General features: G+C 68.5%; 23 protein-coding genes. 19 read left to right on the top strand and 4 right to left on the bottom strand.

Annotated elements, in window-relative coordinates; all coding sequences use genetic code 11:
• The first annotated feature begins 29 nt into the window (after nucleotides 1-29).
• From WDN01_13625 to WDN01_13595, 7 genes are all read left to right on the top strand, one after another.
• Nucleotides 30-1,508, top strand: coding sequence for an FAD-linked oxidase C-terminal domain-containing protein (locus WDN01_13625; protein MEJ0027062.1), 1,479 nt, complete (start codon nucleotides 30-32; stop codon nucleotides 1,506-1,508).
• Nucleotides 1,509-1,673: 165 nt separating this feature from the next.
• Nucleotides 1,674-2,813 carry a glycolate oxidase subunit GlcE gene (glcE, locus tag WDN01_13620; protein ID MEJ0027061.1) on the top strand — a complete coding sequence of 380 codons (1,140 nt, stop codon included), beginning with the start codon at nucleotides 1,674-1,676 and terminating at the stop codon, nucleotides 2,811-2,813.
• A gap of 165 nt (nucleotides 2,814-2,978) precedes the next feature.
• A complete protein-coding gene (gene glcF / locus WDN01_13615) occupies nucleotides 2,979-4,256 on the top strand; it encodes a glycolate oxidase subunit GlcF (GenBank protein ID MEJ0027060.1) in 1,278 nt (425 codons plus the stop codon).
• 9 nt (nucleotides 4,257-4,265) lie between these two features.
• A complete protein-coding gene (locus tag WDN01_13610; GenBank protein MEJ0027059.1) occupies nucleotides 4,266-4,808 on the top strand; it encodes a tetratricopeptide repeat protein in 543 nt (180 codons plus the stop codon).
• A gap of 204 nt (nucleotides 4,809-5,012) precedes the next feature.
• Nucleotides 5,013-5,339, top strand: a complete 327-nt coding sequence (locus tag WDN01_13605) for a helix-turn-helix domain-containing protein (protein ID MEJ0027058.1) — start codon at nucleotides 5,013-5,015, stop codon at nucleotides 5,337-5,339.
• A gap of 11 nt (nucleotides 5,340-5,350) precedes the next feature.
• On the top strand, nucleotides 5,351-5,608 hold the full coding sequence (locus WDN01_13600) for a hypothetical protein (protein MEJ0027057.1): 258 nt from the start codon (nucleotides 5,351-5,353) through the stop codon (nucleotides 5,606-5,608).
• On the top strand, nucleotides 5,608-6,054 hold the full coding sequence (locus WDN01_13595) for a hypothetical protein (protein ID MEJ0027056.1): 447 nt from the start codon (nucleotides 5,608-5,610) through the stop codon (nucleotides 6,052-6,054). Before WDN01_13600 ends, WDN01_13595 begins: the two co-directional genes overlap by 1 nt.
• Nucleotides 6,055-6,270: 216 nt before the next feature.
• Here the strand turns inward: WDN01_13595 and WDN01_13590 are convergent, their stop codons facing one another.
• Entirely contained in the window at nucleotides 6,271-6,888 is a 618-nt protein-coding gene (locus WDN01_13590; protein MEJ0027055.1) for a helix-turn-helix domain-containing protein, read from the bottom strand.
• A gap of 112 nt (nucleotides 6,889-7,000) precedes the next feature.
• On the opposite strand from WDN01_13590, the gene WDN01_13585 reads away from it, so the two are divergent.
• Nucleotides 7,001-7,759, top strand: a complete 759-nt coding sequence (locus tag WDN01_13585; protein MEJ0027054.1) for an SDR family NAD(P)-dependent oxidoreductase — start codon at nucleotides 7,001-7,003, stop codon at nucleotides 7,757-7,759.
• Nucleotides 7,760-7,786: 27 nt separating this feature from the next.
• Here WDN01_13585 and pyk read toward each other — a convergent pair whose 3' ends face one another.
• Nucleotides 7,787-9,214, bottom strand: coding sequence for a pyruvate kinase (gene pyk / locus WDN01_13580; GenBank protein ID MEJ0027053.1), 1,428 nt, complete (start codon nucleotides 9,212-9,214; stop codon nucleotides 7,787-7,789).
• A gap of 3 nt (nucleotides 9,215-9,217) precedes the next feature.
• Nucleotides 9,218-9,610 carry a DUF1036 domain-containing protein gene (locus WDN01_13575; protein ID MEJ0027052.1) on the bottom strand — a complete coding sequence of 131 codons (393 nt, stop codon included), beginning with the start codon at nucleotides 9,608-9,610 and terminating at the stop codon, nucleotides 9,218-9,220.
• A 113-nt stretch (nucleotides 9,611-9,723) separates the two neighbouring features.
• Here WDN01_13575 and WDN01_13570 point away from each other — a divergent pair, with 113 nt between their 5' ends.
• On the top strand, nucleotides 9,724-10,812 hold the full coding sequence (locus WDN01_13570) for a DUF1244 domain-containing protein (GenBank protein MEJ0027051.1): 1,089 nt from the start codon (nucleotides 9,724-9,726) through the stop codon (nucleotides 10,810-10,812).
• 181 nt (nucleotides 10,813-10,993) lie between these two features.
• Complete coding sequence (locus WDN01_13565) at nucleotides 10,994-11,239, top strand: DUF2312 domain-containing protein (protein ID MEJ0027050.1); 246 nt, start codon at nucleotides 10,994-10,996, stop codon at nucleotides 11,237-11,239.
• Between the two features lie 139 nt (nucleotides 11,240-11,378).
• On the opposite strand, the gene WDN01_13560 is transcribed toward WDN01_13565, so the two are convergent.
• Nucleotides 11,379-12,911, bottom strand: a complete 1,533-nt coding sequence (locus tag WDN01_13560) for a sigma-54 dependent transcriptional regulator (protein ID MEJ0027049.1) — start codon at nucleotides 12,909-12,911, stop codon at nucleotides 11,379-11,381.
• Nucleotides 12,912-13,041: 130 nt separating this feature from the next.
• On the opposite strand from WDN01_13560, the gene WDN01_13555 reads away from it, so the two are divergent.
• The 9 genes from WDN01_13555 to WDN01_13515 all read left to right on the top strand — a co-directional run bounded on the left by WDN01_13555 (nucleotide 13,042) and on the right by WDN01_13515 (nucleotide 20,649).
• Complete coding sequence (locus tag WDN01_13555) at nucleotides 13,042-14,247, top strand: aspartyl protease family protein (GenBank protein MEJ0027048.1); 1,206 nt, start codon at nucleotides 13,042-13,044, stop codon at nucleotides 14,245-14,247.
• Between the two features lie 2 nt (nucleotides 14,248-14,249).
• Nucleotides 14,250-15,281, top strand: a complete 1,032-nt coding sequence (locus WDN01_13550; protein MEJ0027047.1) for a DUF2332 domain-containing protein — start codon at nucleotides 14,250-14,252, stop codon at nucleotides 15,279-15,281.
• 177 nt (nucleotides 15,282-15,458) lie between these two features.
• Entirely contained in the window at nucleotides 15,459-15,923 is a 465-nt protein-coding gene (locus tag WDN01_13545) for a PaaI family thioesterase (protein ID MEJ0027046.1), read from the top strand.
• On the top strand, nucleotides 15,920-16,942 hold the full coding sequence (locus WDN01_13540) for an alpha/beta hydrolase (protein MEJ0027045.1): 1,023 nt from the start codon (nucleotides 15,920-15,922) through the stop codon (nucleotides 16,940-16,942). The genes WDN01_13545 and WDN01_13540 overlap by 4 nt, the downstream gene beginning before the upstream one ends.
• Nucleotides 16,943-17,035: 93 nt before the next feature.
• Entirely contained in the window at nucleotides 17,036-17,209 is a 174-nt protein-coding gene (locus tag WDN01_13535; GenBank protein ID MEJ0027044.1) for an aa3-type cytochrome c oxidase subunit IV, read from the top strand.
• 13 nt (nucleotides 17,210-17,222) lie between these two features.
• Nucleotides 17,223-18,353 carry a Re/Si-specific NAD(P)(+) transhydrogenase subunit alpha gene (locus WDN01_13530; protein MEJ0027043.1) on the top strand — a complete coding sequence of 377 codons (1,131 nt, stop codon included), beginning with the start codon at nucleotides 17,223-17,225 and terminating at the stop codon, nucleotides 18,351-18,353.
• A 28-nt stretch (nucleotides 18,354-18,381) separates the two neighbouring features.
• Nucleotides 18,382-18,672: a proton-translocating transhydrogenase family protein gene (locus WDN01_13525; GenBank protein MEJ0027042.1), complete on the top strand. Its 291-nt coding sequence runs from the start codon at nucleotides 18,382-18,384 to the stop codon at nucleotides 18,670-18,672.
• Between the two features lie 34 nt (nucleotides 18,673-18,706).
• Nucleotides 18,707-20,116 carry an NAD(P)(+) transhydrogenase (Re/Si-specific) subunit beta gene (locus WDN01_13520; protein ID MEJ0027041.1) on the top strand — a complete coding sequence of 470 codons (1,410 nt, stop codon included), beginning with the start codon at nucleotides 18,707-18,709 and terminating at the stop codon, nucleotides 20,114-20,116.
• Nucleotides 20,117-20,166: 50 nt separating this feature from the next.
• A complete protein-coding gene (locus WDN01_13515; GenBank protein MEJ0027040.1) occupies nucleotides 20,167-20,649 on the top strand; it encodes a GNAT family N-acetyltransferase in 483 nt (160 codons plus the stop codon).
• The last annotated feature ends 46 nt before the right edge of the window (nucleotides 20,650-20,695 follow it).

Here is a 20,695-nt window from a genome sequence, read left to right as displayed (position 1 = left end):
GCGTTCGTGCGTAGCTGAGAGGCGCGCGCGTGGATTTTTCCGCTCCCGATTCCGACATCATCGCCCACGGGCCCGACATCGTCGCGGCGCTCCGTGCCATCGTGCCCGACGGGGTGGTGTCCGATTCCGCAAGCCTTGCCGCGTTCGACGGCGATGCGCTGACCGCCTACCGCCAGAAGCCGCTCGTCACGGTGCTGCCGCGCGACGCCGAGCAGGTCGCGGCCATCCTGGCCTATGCCAGCGAGCACGGCGTGCCGGTCGTGCCGCGCGGGGCGGGGACCTCGCTGTCGGGCGGGGCGCTGCCGCGCGCCGACGGCATCCTGCTCGGCCTGGCGCGGATGAGCCGGATCCTGGACATCGATCTCGAGAATCGCTGCGTCGTCGTAGAGCCCGGCGTGACCAATCTGGCGATCACCCGCGCGGTCGAGGGGCGCGGCTTCTATTACGGGCCCGATCCGTCGAGCCAGATCGCCTGCACCATCGGCGGCAATGTGGCGGAGAATTCCGGCGGGCTGCACTGCCTGAAATACGGGCTGACGACCAACAACCTGCTCGGCGTCGAGTTTGTCCTGATGAGCGGCGAGCGGATACGGCTGGGCGGCAGGGCGCCGGGCGCCGGCGGTCTCGACCTCCTGGGCGTGGTGTGCGGCTCCGAGGGGCTGCTCGGTGTCGTGGTCGAGGCGACGGTGCGCATCCTGCCCAAGCCGCCGGCGACGCGCACGCTGCTGGCGGCGTTCTCCTCCGTGCCGGATGCCGGGCAATGCGTCGCCGACATCATCGCGGCGGGGATCGTGCCGGCGGCGATGGAGTTCATGGACCGGCGCTGCATCGCGGCGGTGGAGGCCTATTCGGCGCCCGGCTATCCGGCCTGCGAGGGCGTGCTGATCATCGATGCCGACGGCATCGGCGCCGAGGTCGATCATGCCATCGCCCGCATCGGCGGCATCGCGCGGGCCAATGGCGCGGAGGTGCGCGAGGCACGGGACGAGGCCGAGCGCGGCCGGCTCTGGGCCGGGCGCAAGGCGGCGTTCCCGGCCATGGGGCGGCTGGCGCCCGACATGCTGTGCATGGACGGCACGATCCCGCGCCACAAGCTGCCGCTCGTGCTGGCGCGGATGGCGCGGATGTCGGAGGAATACCGCCTCGGCTTCTGCAACGTGTTCCATGCCGGCGACGGCAATCTGCATCCCCTGATCATCTTCGACACGATGAAGCCGGGCGAGCACGACCGCGCGGAAGCCTTCGGCGCCGACATCCTCAAACTTTGCGTCGAGGTCGGCGGCGTGCTCACCGGCGAGCACGGCGTCGGCGTCGAGAAGCGCGACCTGATGCCGACGATGTTCTCCGAGGCCGACCTCGCCCAGCAGCAGCGGCTCAAATGCGCCTTCGATGCCGGCGGGCTGCTCAATCCCGGCAAGGTGTTTCCGACGCTGTCGGCCTGCGTCGAGGGCGGGCATATGCATGTGAAGGACGGCCGCGTGCCGTTCCCGAACCTGCCGCGTTTCTGAGATGTGCGGATCGCATTCAACCCCGACGGTGTCATGGCCCGCGAATGCGGGCCATCCAGGTGACGTCGACGAATCCCGCAACTATTGGTGTTCCCCAACCTTGCACCGCCGCATCGCGCTTCAACTGGATGGCCCGCATTCGCGGGCCATGACAAGTTGGTTCTGATGCCGACCCATAGCGCTTCCACCGAGGACGAGATCGTCGAGGCCGTGATGACGGCGCGCGAATGGCGGTCGCCGCTCGAGATCGTGGGCGCGGGCACGAAGCAGAGCTTCGGCCGCGCCGTGGTGACGATGGGATCGGTGCTCGATGTTTCGGGCCTGCGCGGCATTCTTTCGTACGAGCCCAACGAGCTGATCCTGACGGCGGCGCCCGGCACGCCGGTCGCGGAGATCGACGCGGTGCTCGCCGAGAAGGGCCAGCGGCTCGGCTTCGATCCGCCGGACTGGGGGCCGCTGCTCGGCGCGGCGCCCGGGCTCGGCACGATCGGCGGCGCGATCAGCACCGACGCGAACGGGCCGGCGCGCGTGCGGCTGGGCGCGGCGCGCGACCAGCTGCTCGGCTTTCGCGGCGTCAATGGCTTCGGCGAGGCCTTCAAGGCCGGCGGCAAGGTGGTCAAGAACGTCACGGGCTTCGATGTTCCCAAATTGATGTGCGGCGCGATGGGGACGCTGTGTGTCCTTACCGAAGTGACGTTGCGCGTGTTCCCCAGGCCGCCGCTGTCGACGGTTCTGGCGCTGCGCGACCTGTCGCCGGAAGACGGCTTCGCATTGCTGCGCAAAGTGTGGTCCTCGCCGCTGGACGCGACGGGGCTTGCCTATAGCCAAGGCCGCGTCCTTGTCCGCCTCGAAGGCGAGAAGGCGCCGCTGGCCGAGAAATGCGCGATGCTGCGCACGCTGCTGGACGGCCGCGAAGCACAAGAGGTGCCGGAGGGCGAGATCGCCTTCCGCGCCATCGGCAATGGCGAGGTTTTCGCCGACACGCCTTACGACGTCTGGCGTGCCTTCGTGCCGCCGGCGGCCGCCGCGCAAGTCGCCGCCGAGATCGAGGCGCCGTTGTGGCTCGGCGACTGGGCCGGCGGCTTGCTGTGGCTCGGCACGCTGCCGGGCAGCGATACGGTGCGCGCCGCGGTCAACCGGGTGGGCGGTCATGCCGTCCTGCTGCGCGCGGGCGAGGAGACGCGCGAGCGGCTCGACGTATTCGAACCGCAAAGTGCGGTTCGAATGGCGATGACGAAGAGCATCAAGGCCGCGTTCGACCCGCTTGGCCTGTTCAATCCCGGCCGGATGTGGGACGGGGTGTAGTGGGTTCACGGCTTCAAACAAAAACATTGTCATCCGCCGCGACTGCGGCGGACCCAGGTGATGCCTGCTCTACAAGATGTCACCTGGGTGGCCCGCATTCGCGGGCCATGACATTCTTTTTTTTGTCGGGCTTTTTTGTTGGGTTTGATCGGTGGTCCTGAGAGAATGCGCACCCAGTTCACGCCCACCCAGCTGACCGATCCGCATATCGCGGAGGCCGAGAAGAACCTGCGGGCCTGCGTCCATTGCGGCATCTGCACCGCGACCTGCCCGACCTATGTGCTGCTCGGCGACGAGCGCGACGGGCCGCGCGGGCGCATCGTGATGATGCAGAACATGCTGCAGAAGGGCGGCGTTCCCGATGCGGAGACGGTGCTGCATGTCGACCGCTGCCTGTCGTGCCTCGCCTGCCGCACGGCGTGCCCGTCCAGCGTCGATTATGCGCGGCTGGTCGACGCGTCGCGGGTGCATATCCAGACCCATTACCGCCGCCCCTGGGGCGACCGGCTGCTGCGCTGGCTGATCGCCACGGTGATGACGCGGCCGTCGCTGACGCGCTTCGGCCTGTTCGCGGCGCACGTCGCCGGACCGCTGGTATCGCTGCTTCCCGGACGGCTCAAGGGCATGGCGCGCATGGGCCTCGCGGTGCGGATCGCCGGGCCGGCGCCGCTGCCGCGCGCGATCCTGCCCAATGCCAGGCGCATCGCGCTGATGCCCGGCTGCGTGCAGGGCGCGATGGCGCCCGGGATCGACGCCGCCGTGGCACGCGTGCTGGCGCGGCGCGGCTTCGAACTCGTGCCGCTGGAGGGCGCGGGCTGCTGCGGCTCGATGGTGCACCATCTGGGCCGCAGCGAGGACGCCAAGAACTGGGCGCGCCGCGCCATCGAGGCCTATGAGCGCGCCGGCGGCGCCGACGCGTTCGAAAGCGTCCTGATCACCGCGACGGGCTGCTCGGCGCATCTGAAGGACCTGGAGCATCTGTTCCTGGACGATCCGCTCTGGCTGCCGCGCGCGCGGGCCTTCGCGGCCGCGTCGCGCGACTTCCTCGATCTGGCGACGCCGCGCGCCGCGGCCGAGCCGCGGTCGCTGCGCGTCGCCTGGCACGCGGCCTGTTCGCTGCAGAACGGGCTGAAGCTGGCCGGCCGGGGCGAGGCGCTGCTCGCCGCCGCGGGGTTCGAGGTCGCGTCCGTGCCGGAGGGCCATCTGTGCTGCGGTTCGGCCGGGACCTATTCGGTGTTGCAGCCCGAGATCTCCCAGGCCCTGCGCGCCCGCAAGCTGGACAACATCGCCGCCACCGAGCCCGACATCGTGGCGAGCACGAATTTCCCTTGCCTCAACCATCTGTCCGGCGCGGACGGACCGCCCTTCGTGCATGCCGCCGAGCTGGTGGATTGGGCGGAAGGCGGGCCGGTGCCGGTGGCGCTGGCGGCGCGCGCGGGGTAAAATCGCATCATGCGCAAGCTTGGCGTTCTTCTCCTGTGTCTGTTGCCCGCGACGGCGTCGGCCGCGCCGGCGACGCCGCCGCTGGAGCGGCTGTTCGCCGACCTCAAGAAGGCCGGCTCGCCCGAAGAGGCCAAGCCGATCGAGGACAAGATCGGCGGCGTCTTCCTGCAATCGGGCAGCGCCAGCGTCGAACTGCTGATGACCCGCGCCCAGGCCGCGCTCGGCGCCGGCGACAAGGACACCGCCAAGCAATTGTTCGACGCGATCACCGGCGTGGCGCCCAACTATGCCGAGGGCTGGCACGCCCGCGCCAATCTGCAGCGCGCCAATGGCGACGATTCCGGCGCCATCGTCTCCCTGGAGCACACCATCCTGCTCAATCCGCGGCAGTTCGCGGCGATGTACGAGCTCGGCAACATCCTCGAGGACTACGGCAACAAGGAAGGCGCGCTGAAGCTCTACCGCAAGGCGCTGGCGCTGGACCCGCAGCTCGAAGGCGCGCAACGCCATGTCGACGCGCTCGGCCGCGATGTCGAGGGGCAGGGGATTTAGGCGGCCGGCCGGTTTTTCGGCGATCATTCCAGAGTGTCTTTTTCGCGAAAGCGGCAATCCCACCCTTGCCGTCCTCCCAGTCCCCTGGATGCCCGCCTGCGCGGGCATGACAGCGCTTTTTCTTGGCCGTCGCGCGCGCAAAGGTCTTGATTTTCTATCTTTCATATGTAAGTTATTTCTTACATATGAAAGAGGTACCTCCAATTGCCGATCACCGGCGACCAGTTGCTGACCGTCCTCGCGGCGCTCGCCAATCCGCACCGGCTGCGGATCGTCGCGGCGCTGACGGCGGACGGGCGCAACTATGTCAGCCAGCTCGCGCGCGAGGTCGGCATCAGCCGGCCCTTGCTGCACCTGCATCTCCAGAAGCTGGAAGAGGCCGGCCTCGTCACGAGCAAGCTGGAGCTCTCCGCCGACGGCAAGGCGCTCAACTATTTCGAGGTCGCCGATTTCGCCGTCGAACTCACGCCGGCCGCCATCGTCGCGGCCGCCAAGACGCTCACCGCATCGTCCACCAAATCCGAGTCATGAAAGGGCTCCCCATGTCGCCAACCATCTATCTGCTCACCCTGGGCGTGTTCTTCGGAACGATCCTGGCGGTCTTCGCCATGAAATACCTCGCCTCCGCGCGCCAGGCGCAGGCGCGCATCCTGGCCGAGGGCGCCTATCGCGCCGTCGCCGAAAAGGCGGCCGCCGCGCAGAGCGACAGCGCCGCTTCCCTGTCCGCGATGAAGGCCGATCTCGCCGAGATCAAGGCCCGCATGGCGGCGGTCGAGAAAATCCTGAAGGAGGTCGGCTGATGTCCATGATCGCGCAATCGTCTCCGCTGCTGTCGTCATCGGCGCGGTCCTCGAACGAGGTGTCGCTGCTTCGTCTCTACGTGCTGCGCGCGGCCTATCTCTTGATCGCGGTCGGGCTCGGTTCGGAGATCTGGCCGCAGATCTTCGACCATCCCCTGTCGATGCACCGCGCCACGTCGAGCCTTCTGGCCGGCGTGTCCGCGATGGCGGTGGTGGGACTGCGCTATCCGCTGCGCATGCTGCCCCTGCTTCTGTTCGAATTGTTCTGGAAATCGACCTGGCTGATCGCCATCGCGCTGCCGCTGTGGCGCGCCGGCCAGATCGACGCGGACACGATGGAGTCCGTGAAGGCCTGCCTGATGGGCGTCGTGCTGTGCCCGATCGTCATTCCCTGGCCCTATGTGTTCGCGAACTATGTGAAGGCGGCCGGCGACCGCTGGCGGTGAGCCGCGCCTTGGACACGAACGGAGTTGTCGGGATTTGTGTGATTTGGTGCGTGGACCGACTCGGTTCAAGAGGATCGCGGAAATAAATCCGTAGACGGACTTATCCGACGGACGATTCACGCGGAGCCGCGAGGAACGCGGAGTTCTTGTCGATGCCGCGTGGATAAGTTTTCGGGGCCGGCGCGGCGGACGATATTTTGTTTCGCGGAAATATTTTCACCGCTGGCCCGCGCCATAGCGCAGGCCGTCGACCAGAAGGGCCACCATGCGCCGGGCGTGGTCGGGCTTCTCGCCCGGGGCCTGCATGCAAAGGCTCGCGACCGCGCTCAGCAATTCGTCCGGCTCGATATCGGCGCGCACCTCGCCCGATGCGGCTGCGGCGTCGAGCAAGGTCCGAAGCGCGGGCCGCAGCCGGCCGCTGAAATAGGCCGGCAGGCTGTCGAAGGTCGGGTCTCCCGAATGCAGGGCGGTCGCAAGGCCGCGCTTGGTCGCGATGAAGGCCGCATAGCGCTGCATCCAGCGCGCCAAGGCCTCGCCCGGCGCATGCGCCGCCGCCAGGACCGGCGCGGCGTCGGCGCAGGCATCGACCTCGCGGCGGAAGACGGCGGCGACGAGGTCGGCGCGCTGCGGGAAATGGCGATAGACGGTGCCGACGCCGACGCCCGCCTTGGCCGCGATCTCGCGCACCGGCGCGTCCACGCCCGAGGTCGCGAACACCGCCACCGCCGCTTCCAGCAAGGCGCCGGTATTGCGCTGCGCGTCGGCGCGCATCGGCCGGTCCGTGCGGCCGCGGGACTCCACGCCGCCGTCCTGGTCTTCCGGTTTGTCGCTCACCACATCCCGCTTGCAAAACGGAACATTGTTCCGTATAATACGGAAGGCTGTTCCGCTTAGGATATAGCGCGCCGAGAGGCTTCGGCCAACATCCATGCACAAGGAGATTGCCATGCAGGACAAACCCGTCGCCCTGGTCACCGGGGCCAATCAGGGGATCGGTCTTCAGATCGCGCGGGACCTCGCCGGTCATGGCTTCATCGTGCTGGTCGGGTCGCGCGATACGGCGCGCGGTGAGGCCGCGGCGAAGACCATCGTCGGAGACGCCCGCGCCCTCCAGCTCGACGTGACGGACTCGGCGTCCATCGACGCCGCGGCGAAGCGTATCCGCTGGGAGCTCGGCCGCCTCGACGTGCTGGTGCAGAACGCGGCGATCTCGCATGCGGGACGGATCGAGGGCACGACCGTCGAGGAGCATGCCCGGGCGACCCGCCCGAGCAATGTGTCGCTCGATGAGGTGCGCGCGGTGTGGGAGACCAACGTGTTCGGCGTGCTTGCCGTCTACCAGGCGATGCTGCCGCTCCTGCGCGAGACGCCGGGCGCCCGCATCGTCAATGTGTCGAGCGGCGTCGGCTCGCTGACGCAGAACGCGGACCCGGCTTTTGCCTGGCGCGCGATCTTCGGTCCCGTCTATCCGGCGTCCAAGACGGCGCTCAACGCCGTGACGCTCGCCATGGCGATCGAGCTGGAGCCGGAGGGGATCCGGGTCAACGCCGTCTCGCCGGGCTTCACCAAGACGAATCTCAACGGCTATGCGGGAACGGAGACGGTCGAAGAGGGCGCCCGCGAGGCGGTGCGCGTCGCGCTGCTCGGCCGGGACGGCCCGACGGCCAAATTCACGCGCTGGGAGAACGAAACGATCCCGTGGTGAGGCGCGAAGAGACGAAGGCGGCGGCCGTCATCCCGCCTTCGGGCCTACGAAGGCCACGCGCAACAGGTTGGTCGAGCCCGGCGTGCCCAGCGGGATGCCGGCGGTGATCACCACGCGGTCGCCGGCGCGGGCGAAACCTTCCTGCTGGGCGATGCGCGCGGCGCGGTCGGTGACGTCGTCGAGGTCGTGGGCGTCCTCCGTCAGCACGCAATGCAGGCCCCAGCCCAGCGTGAGCCGGCGCGCGGTATCGATCAGCGGCGTCAGCACGATGACCGGCGCCTCGGGGCGCTCGCGCGAGGCGCGCAGGCCCGTCGAGCCGGACTTGGTCCAGCACACCACGGCGCGGGCGTGGATGGTGTGCGTCACCTGCTGGACGGCCGCCATGATGGCGTCGCCGGTGGTCTCCTCCGGCGCGTTGCGCTGGGCCTCCAGCACGGAGGCGTAAAGCGGATCGTTCTCGACCGATTGCGCGATGCGGTCCATCATCTGCACCGCCTCGACCGGATGAGTGCCCGAGGCGGTCTCGGCCGAAAGCATCACGGCGTCGGCGCCTTCGAACACCGCGGTCGCCACGTCGCTGACCTCGGCGCGGGTCGGCACCGCCGAGGCGATCATCGATTCCAGCATCTGGGTCGCGACCACGACAGGCTTGCCCGCCTTGCGGGCGGCGCGCACGATCTGCTTCTGGCGGCCGGGCACCGCTTCGAGCGGCAGCTCCACGCCGAGGTCGCCGCGGGCGACCATCAGCGCGTCGGAGATGTCGAGGATGTCGGCGAGGCCTTCGAGCGCCTTGGGCTTCTCGATCTTGGCGAGCACGGCGGCGCGGCCCGCCACGACCTTCTTGAGCTCGGCGACGTCGTCGGCGCGCTGCACGAAGGAGAGCGCGATCCAGTCGACGCCCAGATTGAGCGCGGCGTCGAGATCGGTGCGGTCCTTCGGCGTCATCGCCGAGACGGGGAGCAGCGTGTCGGGCAGGTTGACGCCCTTGCGGTCCCTGATCTCGCCGCCGACCACCACCATCGCGTCGGCATAGTAGTCCTTCACGGTCAAAAGGCGCAGGCGCACGCGGCCGTCGTCGATCAGGAGCGTGTGGCGCATCTTCATCGCGGCGAAGACTTCGGGATGCGGGATCGGGATGTCCTTGGGATCGTCGGCCTCGACCTTGCGCACGAAGCGGACCTGCTCGCCGTCCTTCAGGATGCGCGAGCCGCCGGGCAGGACGCCGAGGCGGATCTTGGGACCCTGGAGATCGACCAGGATGCCGATCGGCCGTCCCGCCTCGACCTCCTGGGCGCGGATCGCGCGGTGCAGGTCGGCCAGCATCGCATGCGAGGTGTGGCTCATATTGATGCGGAAGACGTCGACGCCGGCGTCGAACAGGGCGCGGACCTTCTCCGGGCTCGACGAGGCCGGTCCGAGGGTCGCGACGATCTTGGTCTTGCGGCGGCGTCTCATGCGTCAATCCGAAAGCGTTTGGGTGAAGTCGAGGCGGTTGCCGGTGTCGATCTCGAAGAAGCCGCGGCGGTCAAAGCCGCGCTCGGTGCAGCGGCCCCGGCCGATAATGGCGAATTTGTCCGTCGTGCCGACGCAGAAGCTCTTGCCGCCGTCCCAGACCCCCACGGCGCCGTCGGAGGCGTACAGGTAATAGTAGCGCGCGAGAAGCTTTCCGGGCACCAGCGCGGCGCATTTGCGCGGTTCCACGCGCCACCAGCCTTGGCTCGTCCAGCGCGTGCCGTTGAAGAGGCCGACCGCGACCTTCACGGCGCGGCCGCCCTTGTTGCACACGCCCAGCGCCGCGTCGGCGGGACCGGCGGCGGCAAGGAGGAAGACGAGGGCGAGGGCAAATCGCATGGACGAGGATTGGGGCCTGTCGCTTGCTGTTGGGGCGTCCGGTGTCGCGCAGGATGACCCGCGCTGTCAACGCACTTGCCGCGGCCCTGGGAGCGCACGATGATCGCATCGGCATGACGGATCCTCCCTTCGAGTTGCACCGGCCGGCGGGCGCGCCGGGGACGCTGCTGTTCCTGTGCGACCACGCCTCCCATGCGCTGCCGCCCGCCTATGGCACGCTGGGGCTGGATGCGGCGCTGTTCGCGACCCATATCGCCTCCGACATCGGCGCGGCCGAGGTGACGCGGACGCTGGCCGCTTCGTTCGGAGCGCCGGCCGTGCTGGCGCGGTGGTCGCGGCTGCTGGTCGACCTCAACCGCGGCGAGGACGATCCGACACTCGTCATGAAACTGTCGGACGGCAGTCTCATTCCCGGCAATGCGCGAATCGACGAGGCCGAGACCGCCCGGCGCATCGCCGCGTTCCACGCGCCCTATCATGCGGCGATCGCCGGGCAGATCGATGCCATGGACCTGCCGGTGCTGGTCTCGATCCACAGCTTCACGCCGGTGTGGAAGGGCTGGCCGCGGCCCTGGGAGATCGGCGTCCTGTGGGACCGCGACGGAAGGCTGGCGAAGCCGCTGATCGCGGAATGCGCGCGCGCCGGATTCGCGGTCGGCGACAACGAGCCCTATGACGGCGAGCTGGAGAACGACTGTCTCTATCGCCACGGCACGATGCGCGGCCTGCCGCATGTGCTGATCGAGATCCGCCAGGACCTGATCGCCACGCCGGACGCGGCGCGCGGTTTGGCGATGCGGCTGAAGCCGATCCTGGAACGCGCGCTGGCCGCGCTGGGGCCGCCCGCGCTACACTTCACCCGGCCGCTGGGCCTTGAGGGAACCAAGATGGACGAGAAGACCCGCCTCGAACTCGAAGCCGCCGCGTTCCGCCGGCTGGTCGCGCATCTGCGCGGCCGCACCGACGTGCAGAACATCGACCTGATGAATCTCGCCGGCTTCTGCCGCAACTGCCTGGGCGACTGGTACCGCGAGGCCGCGGCGGAGAAGGGGATCGTGCTTCAGAAGGACGAAGCGCGCGAGATCGTTTACGGCATGCCGCCTTCGGAGTGGAAGAAGCGCTATCAGAAAGACGCGTCGCCGGAGCAGCAGGCGGCGTTCGCCAAGGCCTCGAGCGGCGAAGCGTCAGGCCACAAGAAATGACGCAGAAGACTCACAGCTAAAGCGGGCGGCGCGGTTGCGCCGCTGATCCTCAAACCCTAAGTGTCATGGCCCGCGAATGCGGGCCAACCGGTTGGTGCGCCTCGGCTGCCGATAGCGTGCCGCCGTCAGCTGGGTGGCCCGCATTCGCGGGCCATGACAACGGTGCGGTGGAGATAGCAGAGTGGCCAAGTCCGGCTTCGCGAAGGAACATCTGCGCTCGTTCATCGAGCGCATCGAGCGGCTCGAGGAAGAGAAGAAGGCGCTCGCCGACGACATCCGCGAGGTCTATTCCGAGGCCAAGGGCACCGGCTTCGACACCAAGGTGATGCGCCAGGTGATCCGCCTGCGCAAAATGGAAAGCGCCGACCGGCAGGAACAGGAAGCGATGCTCGATCTGTATCTGAGCGCGCTGGGGATGAAGCATTGAGTTTCCTCCCCCGCGTTTGCGGGGGAGGTGCCGAGCGCAGCGAGGCGGAGGGGGCCTGCACTGGCCCCCACCGTCACGCCTCCGCTTCGCTTCGGCGTGCCACCTCCCCCGCAACGGCGGGGGAGGAAAGAGGACAAAGCTATCCGGCGGCTTGGTGCGGGGTCGAAAGCGGCGCTTCCGCGTTCGCCGCCGCGGCCTGCGGCTGGTCCGGGTCGAGGCCCAGCTCCTTCAGCTTGCGATAGAGCGTCGAGCGGCCGATGCCGAGGCGGCGGGCGACTTCGGACATGTGGCCGTCATAGCGGCTGATCGCCATGCGGATGACCTCAGACTCGATGTCCTCGAGCTTGCGCATGTGACCCGCCGGATCCGTGCCGCTGACCGCATAGGGCGAGACATGCGCCGCCGGCGCGGGCGCGTAGCTTGGCGTCGGCGCGTGGGCCGACGACATCGCGGGCGAGGCCGGGGGTCGGGCGACGCGGGCGTCGACGCCCAGCGCGGCGGCGATCTGCGGGAAATCGGCGACGTCGAGCAGCGAGCCGTCGCACAACACCACGGCGCGGAAGATCGTGTTCTCGAGCTGGCGGACATTGCCAGGCCAGTTGAAGGCCTCCAGCAGCGCGGCGGCTTCCGGCGTCAGGCCGGCGACCGGCTTGTTCTCCTCGGCCGCGAAGCGGGTGATGAAGTGGCGCGCCAGGGCGGGGATGTCGTCGCGGCGCTCGCGCAGGCTCGGCACGAAGATCGGAAAGACGTTGAGGCGGTAGAACAGGTCCTCGCGGAACTGGCCGTCGCGGGCGAGCGCGGCGAGATCGCGGTTGGTGGCCGAGATGATGCGGACATCGACCTTGACGGGACGCTTGGAGCCGACGGGATCGACCTCGCCTTCCTGCAGCGCGCGCAAGAGCTTGACCTGCATGTCGAGGCGGAGTTCTCCGATTTCATCCAAAAACAGCGTGCCGCCATCGGCTTCCTGGAACTTGCCCAGATGCTTGTCGCTGGCGCCGGTGAAGGAGCCCTTCTCGTGGCCGAACAGGATCGATTCGATCAGGTTCTCGGGGATGGCGCCGCAGTTCACGGTGATGAACGGCTTGCCGGCGCGCTCGGAGGAGCCCTGGATGGCGCGGGCGATCAGCTCCTTGCCGGCGCCGCTCTCGCCCTCGATCAGGATCGGGATGTTGGACTGCGCCGCGCGGGTGCCGAGCCGGAAGACCTGGCGCATCTCGGGCGAGGTGGCGATGAGGTCGTCGAAGGTGAGGCGGTTCTCGGTCTTCTTCTTGAGCTGCTTTACCTCGCCGGTCAGCGTGCCGATCTTGAGCTGATTGCGGATCGAGATCGCGATGCGCTCGGGCGAGGCGGGCTTGACCAGGAAATCGTTGGCGCCGGCGCGCATCGCCTCGACCGCCGAATCGATGCCGCCCTTGGCGGTCAGCACGATGACGGGAAGCTCGGGATGGGCGGGACGCAATTTGCCGAGGACTTCGAGGCCGCCCATGTCGGGCATGACGAGGTCGAGCAGCACGAGATTGATCTGCTCGCCCCGGGGTCCGCCGATGAGGTCGAGCGCCGGCCCGCCGCCGGGCGCGGTGACGACATGCATGCCCGAGCGCGTGATCGCCGCTTCCAGCAGCCGGCGCTGGACGGGATCGTCGTCGACAACAAGAATGGTCTGCGCCATGAACGGTGTGCCTCGAAACGGAACAGCGGCCATTGTGGCGAAGAGGGGTAAACGGCACGTTTAGGCGCGGGACATGAGGCTTTTCGCCGGTTTCCGGCCGCAACGTGGTGAAGGATCGGTAAAGACCGCGATGATCGTGGACGTGGCGGCCGCAAAGCGGTGGGTTGCGGGGGTTGCGCTGCTGGGCCTTGGCCTCGTGCCGGCCCCGGCGCATGCCGAAACGGCCGTCGCCGATGTGCGCTTCACGCTGACCGACAACCGAATCTTCGTGCCGGCGATGCTCAACGGGCGCGGCCCCTACCAGATGCTGCTCGATACCGGCGCCGACACCGGCGGCGTGTCGCTCGCCGTGATGGAGGAGATCGGCGCCCGGGCGGAAGGACGGCTGCGGGCCGGCGGCGCCGGCGAGGGCAAGGACGTCGTCTTCAAGACGCATATCGGATCGCTGCGCATCGGGCGCGCCGAATGGCGCAACCTGCCGGCGATCGCGCAGACCTTCGGGGCGCTGAACGAGGTGATCGGTTTTGAGCGCTTCGACGGCATCGCCGGGCAGGCCGTGTTCCGGCGCTATGTCGTCGACATCGATTTCGCGCGCCGGCATCTCAGGCTGATCGAGCCGAAATCGTTCCGCCCGCCGGCCGGCGCCATCGCGATCCCGTTCACCTATTACGAGGGCTTCATGCCGCTGGTGCGCGGCACCATCGCGGGCGTGCGCGGCCGATTCGTCGTCGATACCGGAGACCGCTCCTCGCTGACGCTGTTCGGCCCGTTCTGGCAGGCGCATCAGCTCGACGACAAGCTGGGGCCGGGGGTGGAGGCCTTGACCGGCTATGGCGTCGGCGGACCGATCAAGGGCATCGTCGTTCGGGTGCCGGCCTTCGGCTTCGGCAAGGCGAACGCGAAGGGCATCGTGGCGCGGCTGTCGCTGCAGAAATCGGGCGGCTTCGCCGATCCGAAAATCGCCGGCAGCATCGGCACCGGCGTGCTCAAGCATTTCCGCACCGTGATCGACTATCCGCATGGCCGCTTCCTGCTGGTGCCGCTGAAGGCCGAGCCCGACCGCTTCGACCGCGCGGGACTGTGGCTCGGGCGGCACGGGGCGCGGTTCGAGGCGTTCGATGTGATCGCCGGCGGGCCGGCCGACATCGCGGGCCTGCGCAAGGGCGACATCGTCACCGAGATCGACCGCAGCAAGGTCGAGACGCTCGACCTGTTCGCGATCCGCGAGAAGCTGCGCGATCCCGGTTATAACGAGCCGGTGCTGATCGACTATCTGCGCGGCGGAAGGGCGGGGCAGGCGACGCTGCGCCTGCGCGACCTGCTGCCGGGAGGGTGAAGATGATCGGCGAGGCGGCCGACTATTGGCGGTTCTTCGCGGAGGACGCGAAGCGCACAGGAAGCGCGCTCTACGGGCGGCTGGCCGCGGGCATCGGCGCGGATGCCGGGCTGAAGGCGCTGGCGGCGCGGGCGAAGGCGGGACAGCCGCACGCCAACCTGATCCTGGGGGCGGTGCATTTCCTGATCCTGCGCGGGGCGAAGCATCCGCTGACGCGGTTCTATCCGACGGCCGGCGGGACGGCGTCAGCCGAGGGCGAGGATCCGATGCCGGACTTCCGCGACTTCGTGCGGGCGCATCTCGCCGAGATCGAGCCGTTGATCGCGACGCGGGTGACGAACACCAACGAGGTCGGTCGCAGCGCGCTGCTGCATCCGGGCTTCCGCGCCATCGCGGCGCAGACCGACGCGCCCCTGTCGCTGATCGAGATCGGGCCGAGCGCGGGGCTCAATCTGATCTGGGACCGCTATGGCGTGCGCTACGGCAAGGACGGCCGCGTCGCGGCGGCGGTGAACGCGGAGGCGCCGCTGGTGATCGATTGCGCGCTGCGCGGGGAGCGCGTTCCGCCGGCCGGCCCGACGCCGCGCGTCGCAGGGCGGGTCGGGCTGGAACTCCATCCGGTCGATCTGGCGAACGCGGACGACCGCGACTGGCTGCGGGCGCTGATCTGGCCGGACCAGGTATCGCGGCTGGCGCGGCTGGACCGCGCCGTGGATTTGTTCCGCGCGGAGACGCCGCCGATCCTCGCGGGCGACGCGCTGGCGCTGCTGCCGGACGTGCTCGCGGAGGTGCCGCGCGGGCTGGCGCCGGTCGTCTATCACACCATCGCGGTCTATCAGTTCAGCCGCGACATGCGCGAGGCGCTGGAGAACATGCTGGTGATCGCCGGGCTGCGCCGGCCGGTCTGGCGGTTGTCGTTCGAGTTCGACGGCGCGCTCTATGCACTGGCGGCGGTCCGCTATGCCGACGGCGCGCGGACGGAGACCAGGCTGGCAAGTTGTCACCCGCATGGGACGTGGCTTGAGTGGGTTTGAATTGCGCTTCCGCATTCCACTGTCATCCCCGGCCGAACGCCGCGCAGCGGCATGAGGGGAAGGGGACCCAGGTGGGAAACACCGTCACGGTGGTTGGCACCTGGGTCCCCTCGCACTCGCTTCGCTCGTGCTCGGCCGGGGATGACAGGGGTGTTTGTGGGCGTCACAATATCCCCGATGTCCGACGACCTCTTCGAATCCGAGACCACCCAAATCCCGCCCGGCTTTCAGGCCATGAACTGGTCGCGCGGCTTCGGGCGGCAGGTCGGGCCGTTCTACGAGAAATCCAGTCCCGATGGCGGCTTCGTCCGCGCCTTCCAGGTCGGCGAGCACCATATCAACGGCATGGGCAATTGCCATGGCGGCATGCTGATGGCCTTCGCCGACATGGTGTGGGGCCATTCGATCTCCAACCGCCGCACGCATTACTGGGTCACGGCGCGGATGACGACCGATTTCGTGGCGTCGGCCAAGCTCGGCGACTGGGTCGAGGGGACGAGCGAGCTGGTGGGCGACGACGACGGCTTCTACACCGTCAAGGGCCGCATCTGGACGGGCGCGCGCACGGTCATGACCGGCACCGGCGTGTTCAAGCTCTTGGGTCCGCGCGCGGAGCCCCGATCTTCAGGGCAAAAGCCATGAGCGATACGCCGATCCTGCCGCCCGTGCCGGGCCTGACGCCCGACGCCGAGCGGCAGATGTTCTCGGTCTCGGCGACGCAAGGGCCGCTCGCGGGCTTCGACGGTGCGCCGCCGCCGGGGCCCAAATGGTTCGAGGACGCGGTGGCGGTGACGCCGGAAAGCCGCTTCGTCGACGTGGCGGGCGCCAAGATCCATTACCTGCGCTGGGGCGACCGCGGCCGGCCGGGGCTCCTCCTGGTGCATGGCAATGCGGCGCATGCCCATTGGTGGGACTTCATCGCGCCGTTCCTCGCCCGCGACTACAACGTCGCCGCCATGGATCTGTCCGGCATGGGCGACAGCGACTGGCGGCCCGGCGGCTATGCCATGGAGGTGTTCGCGCGCGAGCAGATCGCGGTCTGCGAGGACGCAGGCATGTTCAAGCTGGACGAGCCCCCGGTGATCGTGGCGCACAGTTTCGGCGGCTTCGTCACCATGCTGACCGGCGGCCTCTATGGCGACCGGCTCGCGGGCGTGGTGATCGTCGATTCGCCGGTCAATCCGCCGGACCGGCCGGGCGGGCCGCCGGACCGGCCGATGCGGCCGCACAACATCTACCCGACGCTGGCCGCCGCCATGGCGCGCTTCCGCCTGATGCCGCCGCAGACCTGCGAGAACCTCTATCTCGTCGACCACGTCGCCCGGTACTCGCTGAAGGAGGTGCCGGCGCCGGGCGGCGGCACCGGCTTCACCTGGAAATTCGATCCCGCGATCTGGCAGCGCTTCTCCATCGGCGACACGGCGGAGCGGCTGAAGGCGACGCGCTGCCGCATCGGCGTCTTCCGCGGCGAGCATTCGGTGCTGCTGCCGCCCTCGATCGGGGCCTACATGTTCAACCTGCTCGGCCGCCAGGCGCCGGTGGTCGAGATCCCGCAGGCGCAGCACCACATCATGCTCGACCAGCCGCTGGCGCTGGTGGCGGCGCTCCGGGCCCTCCTGGCCGATTGGGAGCACTCCACGGCGACACGGAAACCCTTCTAAAAATGGCCGTTTTGTACATTGTGTCCGGGGCCTCGCTTGCTATAGTCCCGCCGGTTCGAACATCTTGATTTGCGCGCAACCGATGTTGCGCCGATGGGGTATTTCATGGCCGCGCACGGCGATTCTCACGGTGACTACACGCCCGGTTCGATGGACATCTCCGCCCAGGTCAAGACCTGGGCCGGCTTCACGGTCTTCGTGAAATGGTCGGTCATCGGCATCGTGGCGATCATGGTGTTCCTGGCCCTGTTCCGGACCCACGGCTGACGCCGGCAACAGGATGAAGCTCGCCGTCCTCAAGGAACGCCGCGACGGCGAGACGCGCGTCGCGGCCTCGGCCGACACGGTCAAGAAGTTCAAGGGCCTCGGACTCGACGTGGCGGTGGAAGCCGGCGCCGGCGCCGCGGCCAGGGTGTCGGACGCGGATTTCCAGGCGGCGGGCGCGAGCATCGCGCCGGATACGGCGGCGGCGCTCGCGGGGGCCGATATCGTTCTTTCCGTGCGGGCGCCCGACGCGGGCGAGATCGCGCAGATGAAGAAGGGGGCGGTGCTGGCCGCCCTTCTTGCTCCGTACACGGACAAGGACACGCCGGCGGCGCTGGCGGCGCGGGGCGTCGACGGTTTCGCGATGGAATTTCTGCCGCGCATATCGCGCGCCCAGTCCATGGACGTGCTGTCCTCCCAGGCCAATCTCGCCGGCTACAAGGCGGTGATCGACGCGGCGGCGACCTTTGGCCGGGCTATGCCGATGATGATGACGGCGGCGGGCACCATCGCGCCGGCGCGGGTGCTGGTGATGGGCGTGGGCGTGGCGGGGCTTCAGGCCATCGCCACGGCGCGGCGGCTCGGCGCCATCGTGTCCGCGACCGATGTGCGGCCGGCGACGAAAGAACAGGTGGAATCGCTCGGCGCGACCTTCGTCGCGGTGATGGATGACGAGTTCAAGAACGCGCAGACCGCGGCCGGCTATGCCAAGCCGATGTCGCCGGAATACCAGGTCAAGCAGGCGGCGCTGATCGCCGAGACGATTCGCAAGCAGGACATCGTGATCACCACGGCGCTGATCCCGGGCCGCAAGGCGCCGGTGCTGGTGACCGAGGAGATGATCAAGACGATGAAGCCGGGCTCGGTGATCGTCGACCTGGCGGCGGAGCAGGGCGGCAACACGCCGCTCACGAAGCCGAACGAGGTCTACGAGATCCATGGCGTCACGATCATGGGCTACACCAACCTGGCGGGGCGGCTGGCGGTGGATGCGTCGTCGCTCTATGCCCGCAACCTGTTCAATTTCGTCTCGCTGATCGTGGACAAGAAGACCGGGGCGCTGGCGCTGAACTGGGACGACGAGATCGTCAAGGGCGCGGGGCTGACGCGCGACGGCGCGGTCGTGCATCCGAGCTTGAAGGGCTAGCGGCATGGAAGCCTTCGCAGTCGATCCCATCGTGTTCCGCCTGACGATCTTCGTGCTGGCGATCTTCGTCGGCTATTTCGTGGTGTGGGGCGTCACGCCGGCGCTGCACACGCCGCTGATGAGCGTGACCAACGCCATCTCCTCGGTGATCGTGGTCGGCGCCTTGATCGCGGTGTCGGTGACGAGCATCGGGGCCGCGTCCTGGACGTCGAAGATCCTCGGCTTCTTCGCGCTGATCCTCGCCTGTGTGAACATCTTCGGCGGCTTCCTCGTCACCTCGCGCATGCTCGCGATGTACAAGAAGAAGGGCGCCAAGTGATGCCCTCGAACAGCGAAGCGACAGGGCACTTCCAATGAGCGGGGAACTGAAAGCCGATATCGCGGCCCTCGCCTATCTCGTTTCGGGCGTGCTGTTCATCCTGGCCCTGAAAGGCCTGTCGTCGCCGGCGACGAGCCGCGGCGGCAACCGCAACGGCATGATCGGCATGGCGATCGCGGTCGCCACCACGCTGTGGGTCTCCGAGGTCGTCGACGCGGTGACCTGGGGCATGATCGTCGCGGGCGTCGCCATCGGCGGCGGCATCGGCGCGGTGGTCGCGCGGCGCATCGCCATGACGGCGATGCCGCAGCTGGTCGCGGCGTTCCATTCGCTCGTCGGTCTCGCCGCCGTGCTGGTGGCCGGCGCGGCACTTTATTCGCCGGAGGCTTACGGCATCGGCGCGGAAGGCGCGATCCGGCTGCAGAGCCTGATCGAGATGAGCCTGGGCGTCGCCATCGGCGCCATGACCTTCGCCGGCTCGCTGATCGCCTTCGCCAAGCTCAACGGCAACATGTCGGGCGCCTCGATCCTGCTGCCGGGCCGCCACGTCATCAATCTCCTGATCTTCGCCGCCATCGTCGCGCTGATCGTCTGGTTCGCGCTGTATCAGCCGATCTGGGCGTTCTGGGCCATCGCCGTGCTCAGCTTCGTGTTCGGCATCACGCTCATCATCCCCATCGGCGGCGCCGACATGCCGGTCGTGGTCTCGATGCTCAATTCCTATTCGGGCTGGGCGGCGGCGGGCATCGGCTTCACGCTGGAGAATTCGGCGCTGATCATCACCGGCGCCCTGGTCGGCTCCTCGGGCGCGATCCTCTCCTACATCATGTGCAAGGGGATGAACCGCAGCTTCGTCTCGGTGATCCTGGGCGGCTTCGGCGGCGAGACCGCCGGCGCCGCGGCGCATGTCGAGACCCGGCCGGTCAAGCAAGGCTCGGCCGACGACGCGGCCTTCATCATGAAGAACGCCGGCAGCGTGATCATCGTGCCGGGCTACGGCATGGCGGTGGCGCAGGCGCAGCACGCGGTGCGCGAGATGGCCGACATCCTGAAGAAGGAAGGCGTCAAGGTCTCCTACGCAATCCATCCGGTGGCGGGCCGCATGCCGGGGCACATGAACGTGCTCCTGGCCGAGGCCAATGTGCCGTATGACGAGGTGTTCGAGCTGGAAGACATCAACTCGCAGTTCGCCAACACGGACGTCGCCTATGTCATCGGCGCCAACGACGTGACCAATCCCGCGGCCAAGACCGATCCGAAATCGCCGATCTTCGGCATGCCGATCCTGGACGTGGAGAAGGCCAAGACGGTTCTTTTCGTCAAGAGGGGAATGGGATCGGGTTATGCCGGCGTGGAGAACGAGCTGTTCTTCCGCGACAACACGATGATGCTGTTCGGCGACGCCAAGAAGATGACCGAAGAGATCGTCAAGGCGCTGGGCTGAACGCGCCGCCGCATTTTGCCCCGTTTGGCCGGCTGTGACAGATTGCGGCCATGACGACCATCCGCCCGCCCCGCCTGCCGGACGACAAGCCGGCCTTCCTCGCCTTCATCGACGGCTTGCAGGCATTCGAGCATGGGTTCGAGCCGGACCGGCGCCTCGACGCCACCGTGGCGGCGGAGCATTTCGCCAGGCTCGAACACGAGATCGCCGAAAAGGGCGGTGCGATCTTCGTCGCGGAGGGGCCGGACGGCGCGGCGGTCGGCTGGGCCGTGGTGCATGAGAACCTGCGGCCGGGCTTCGTCGTCGCCGCGGAGCGGCGCGTCGCCTATATCGCCGAACTCTATCTCGTCGAAGCGGCGCGGGGCCGGGGCGGCGGGCGCGCCCTGATCGCGGCGTGCGAGGACTGGGCGCGGGCCCGGGGCATCGGCGTCGTGATGATCGGCGTCCTGGCCGGCAACCGCGCCGCCCATGCGGTCTATGCCGGGGCCGGCTACGCGGATTACGCGCTGGAGCTGCGCAAGAAGCTGTCCTGACTCGAACAAAAAGGCCGCGGATCGCTCCGCGGCCTTTTCCGTTCGG

It is taken from the genome of Rhizomicrobium sp. (genome assembly GCA_037200985.1).
Lineage (GTDB): Bacteria > Pseudomonadota > Alphaproteobacteria > Micropepsales > Micropepsaceae > Rhizomicrobium.
Note: the sequence above shows the minus strand (reverse complement) of the source record. Positions and strands in the feature narration are given on the sequence as shown.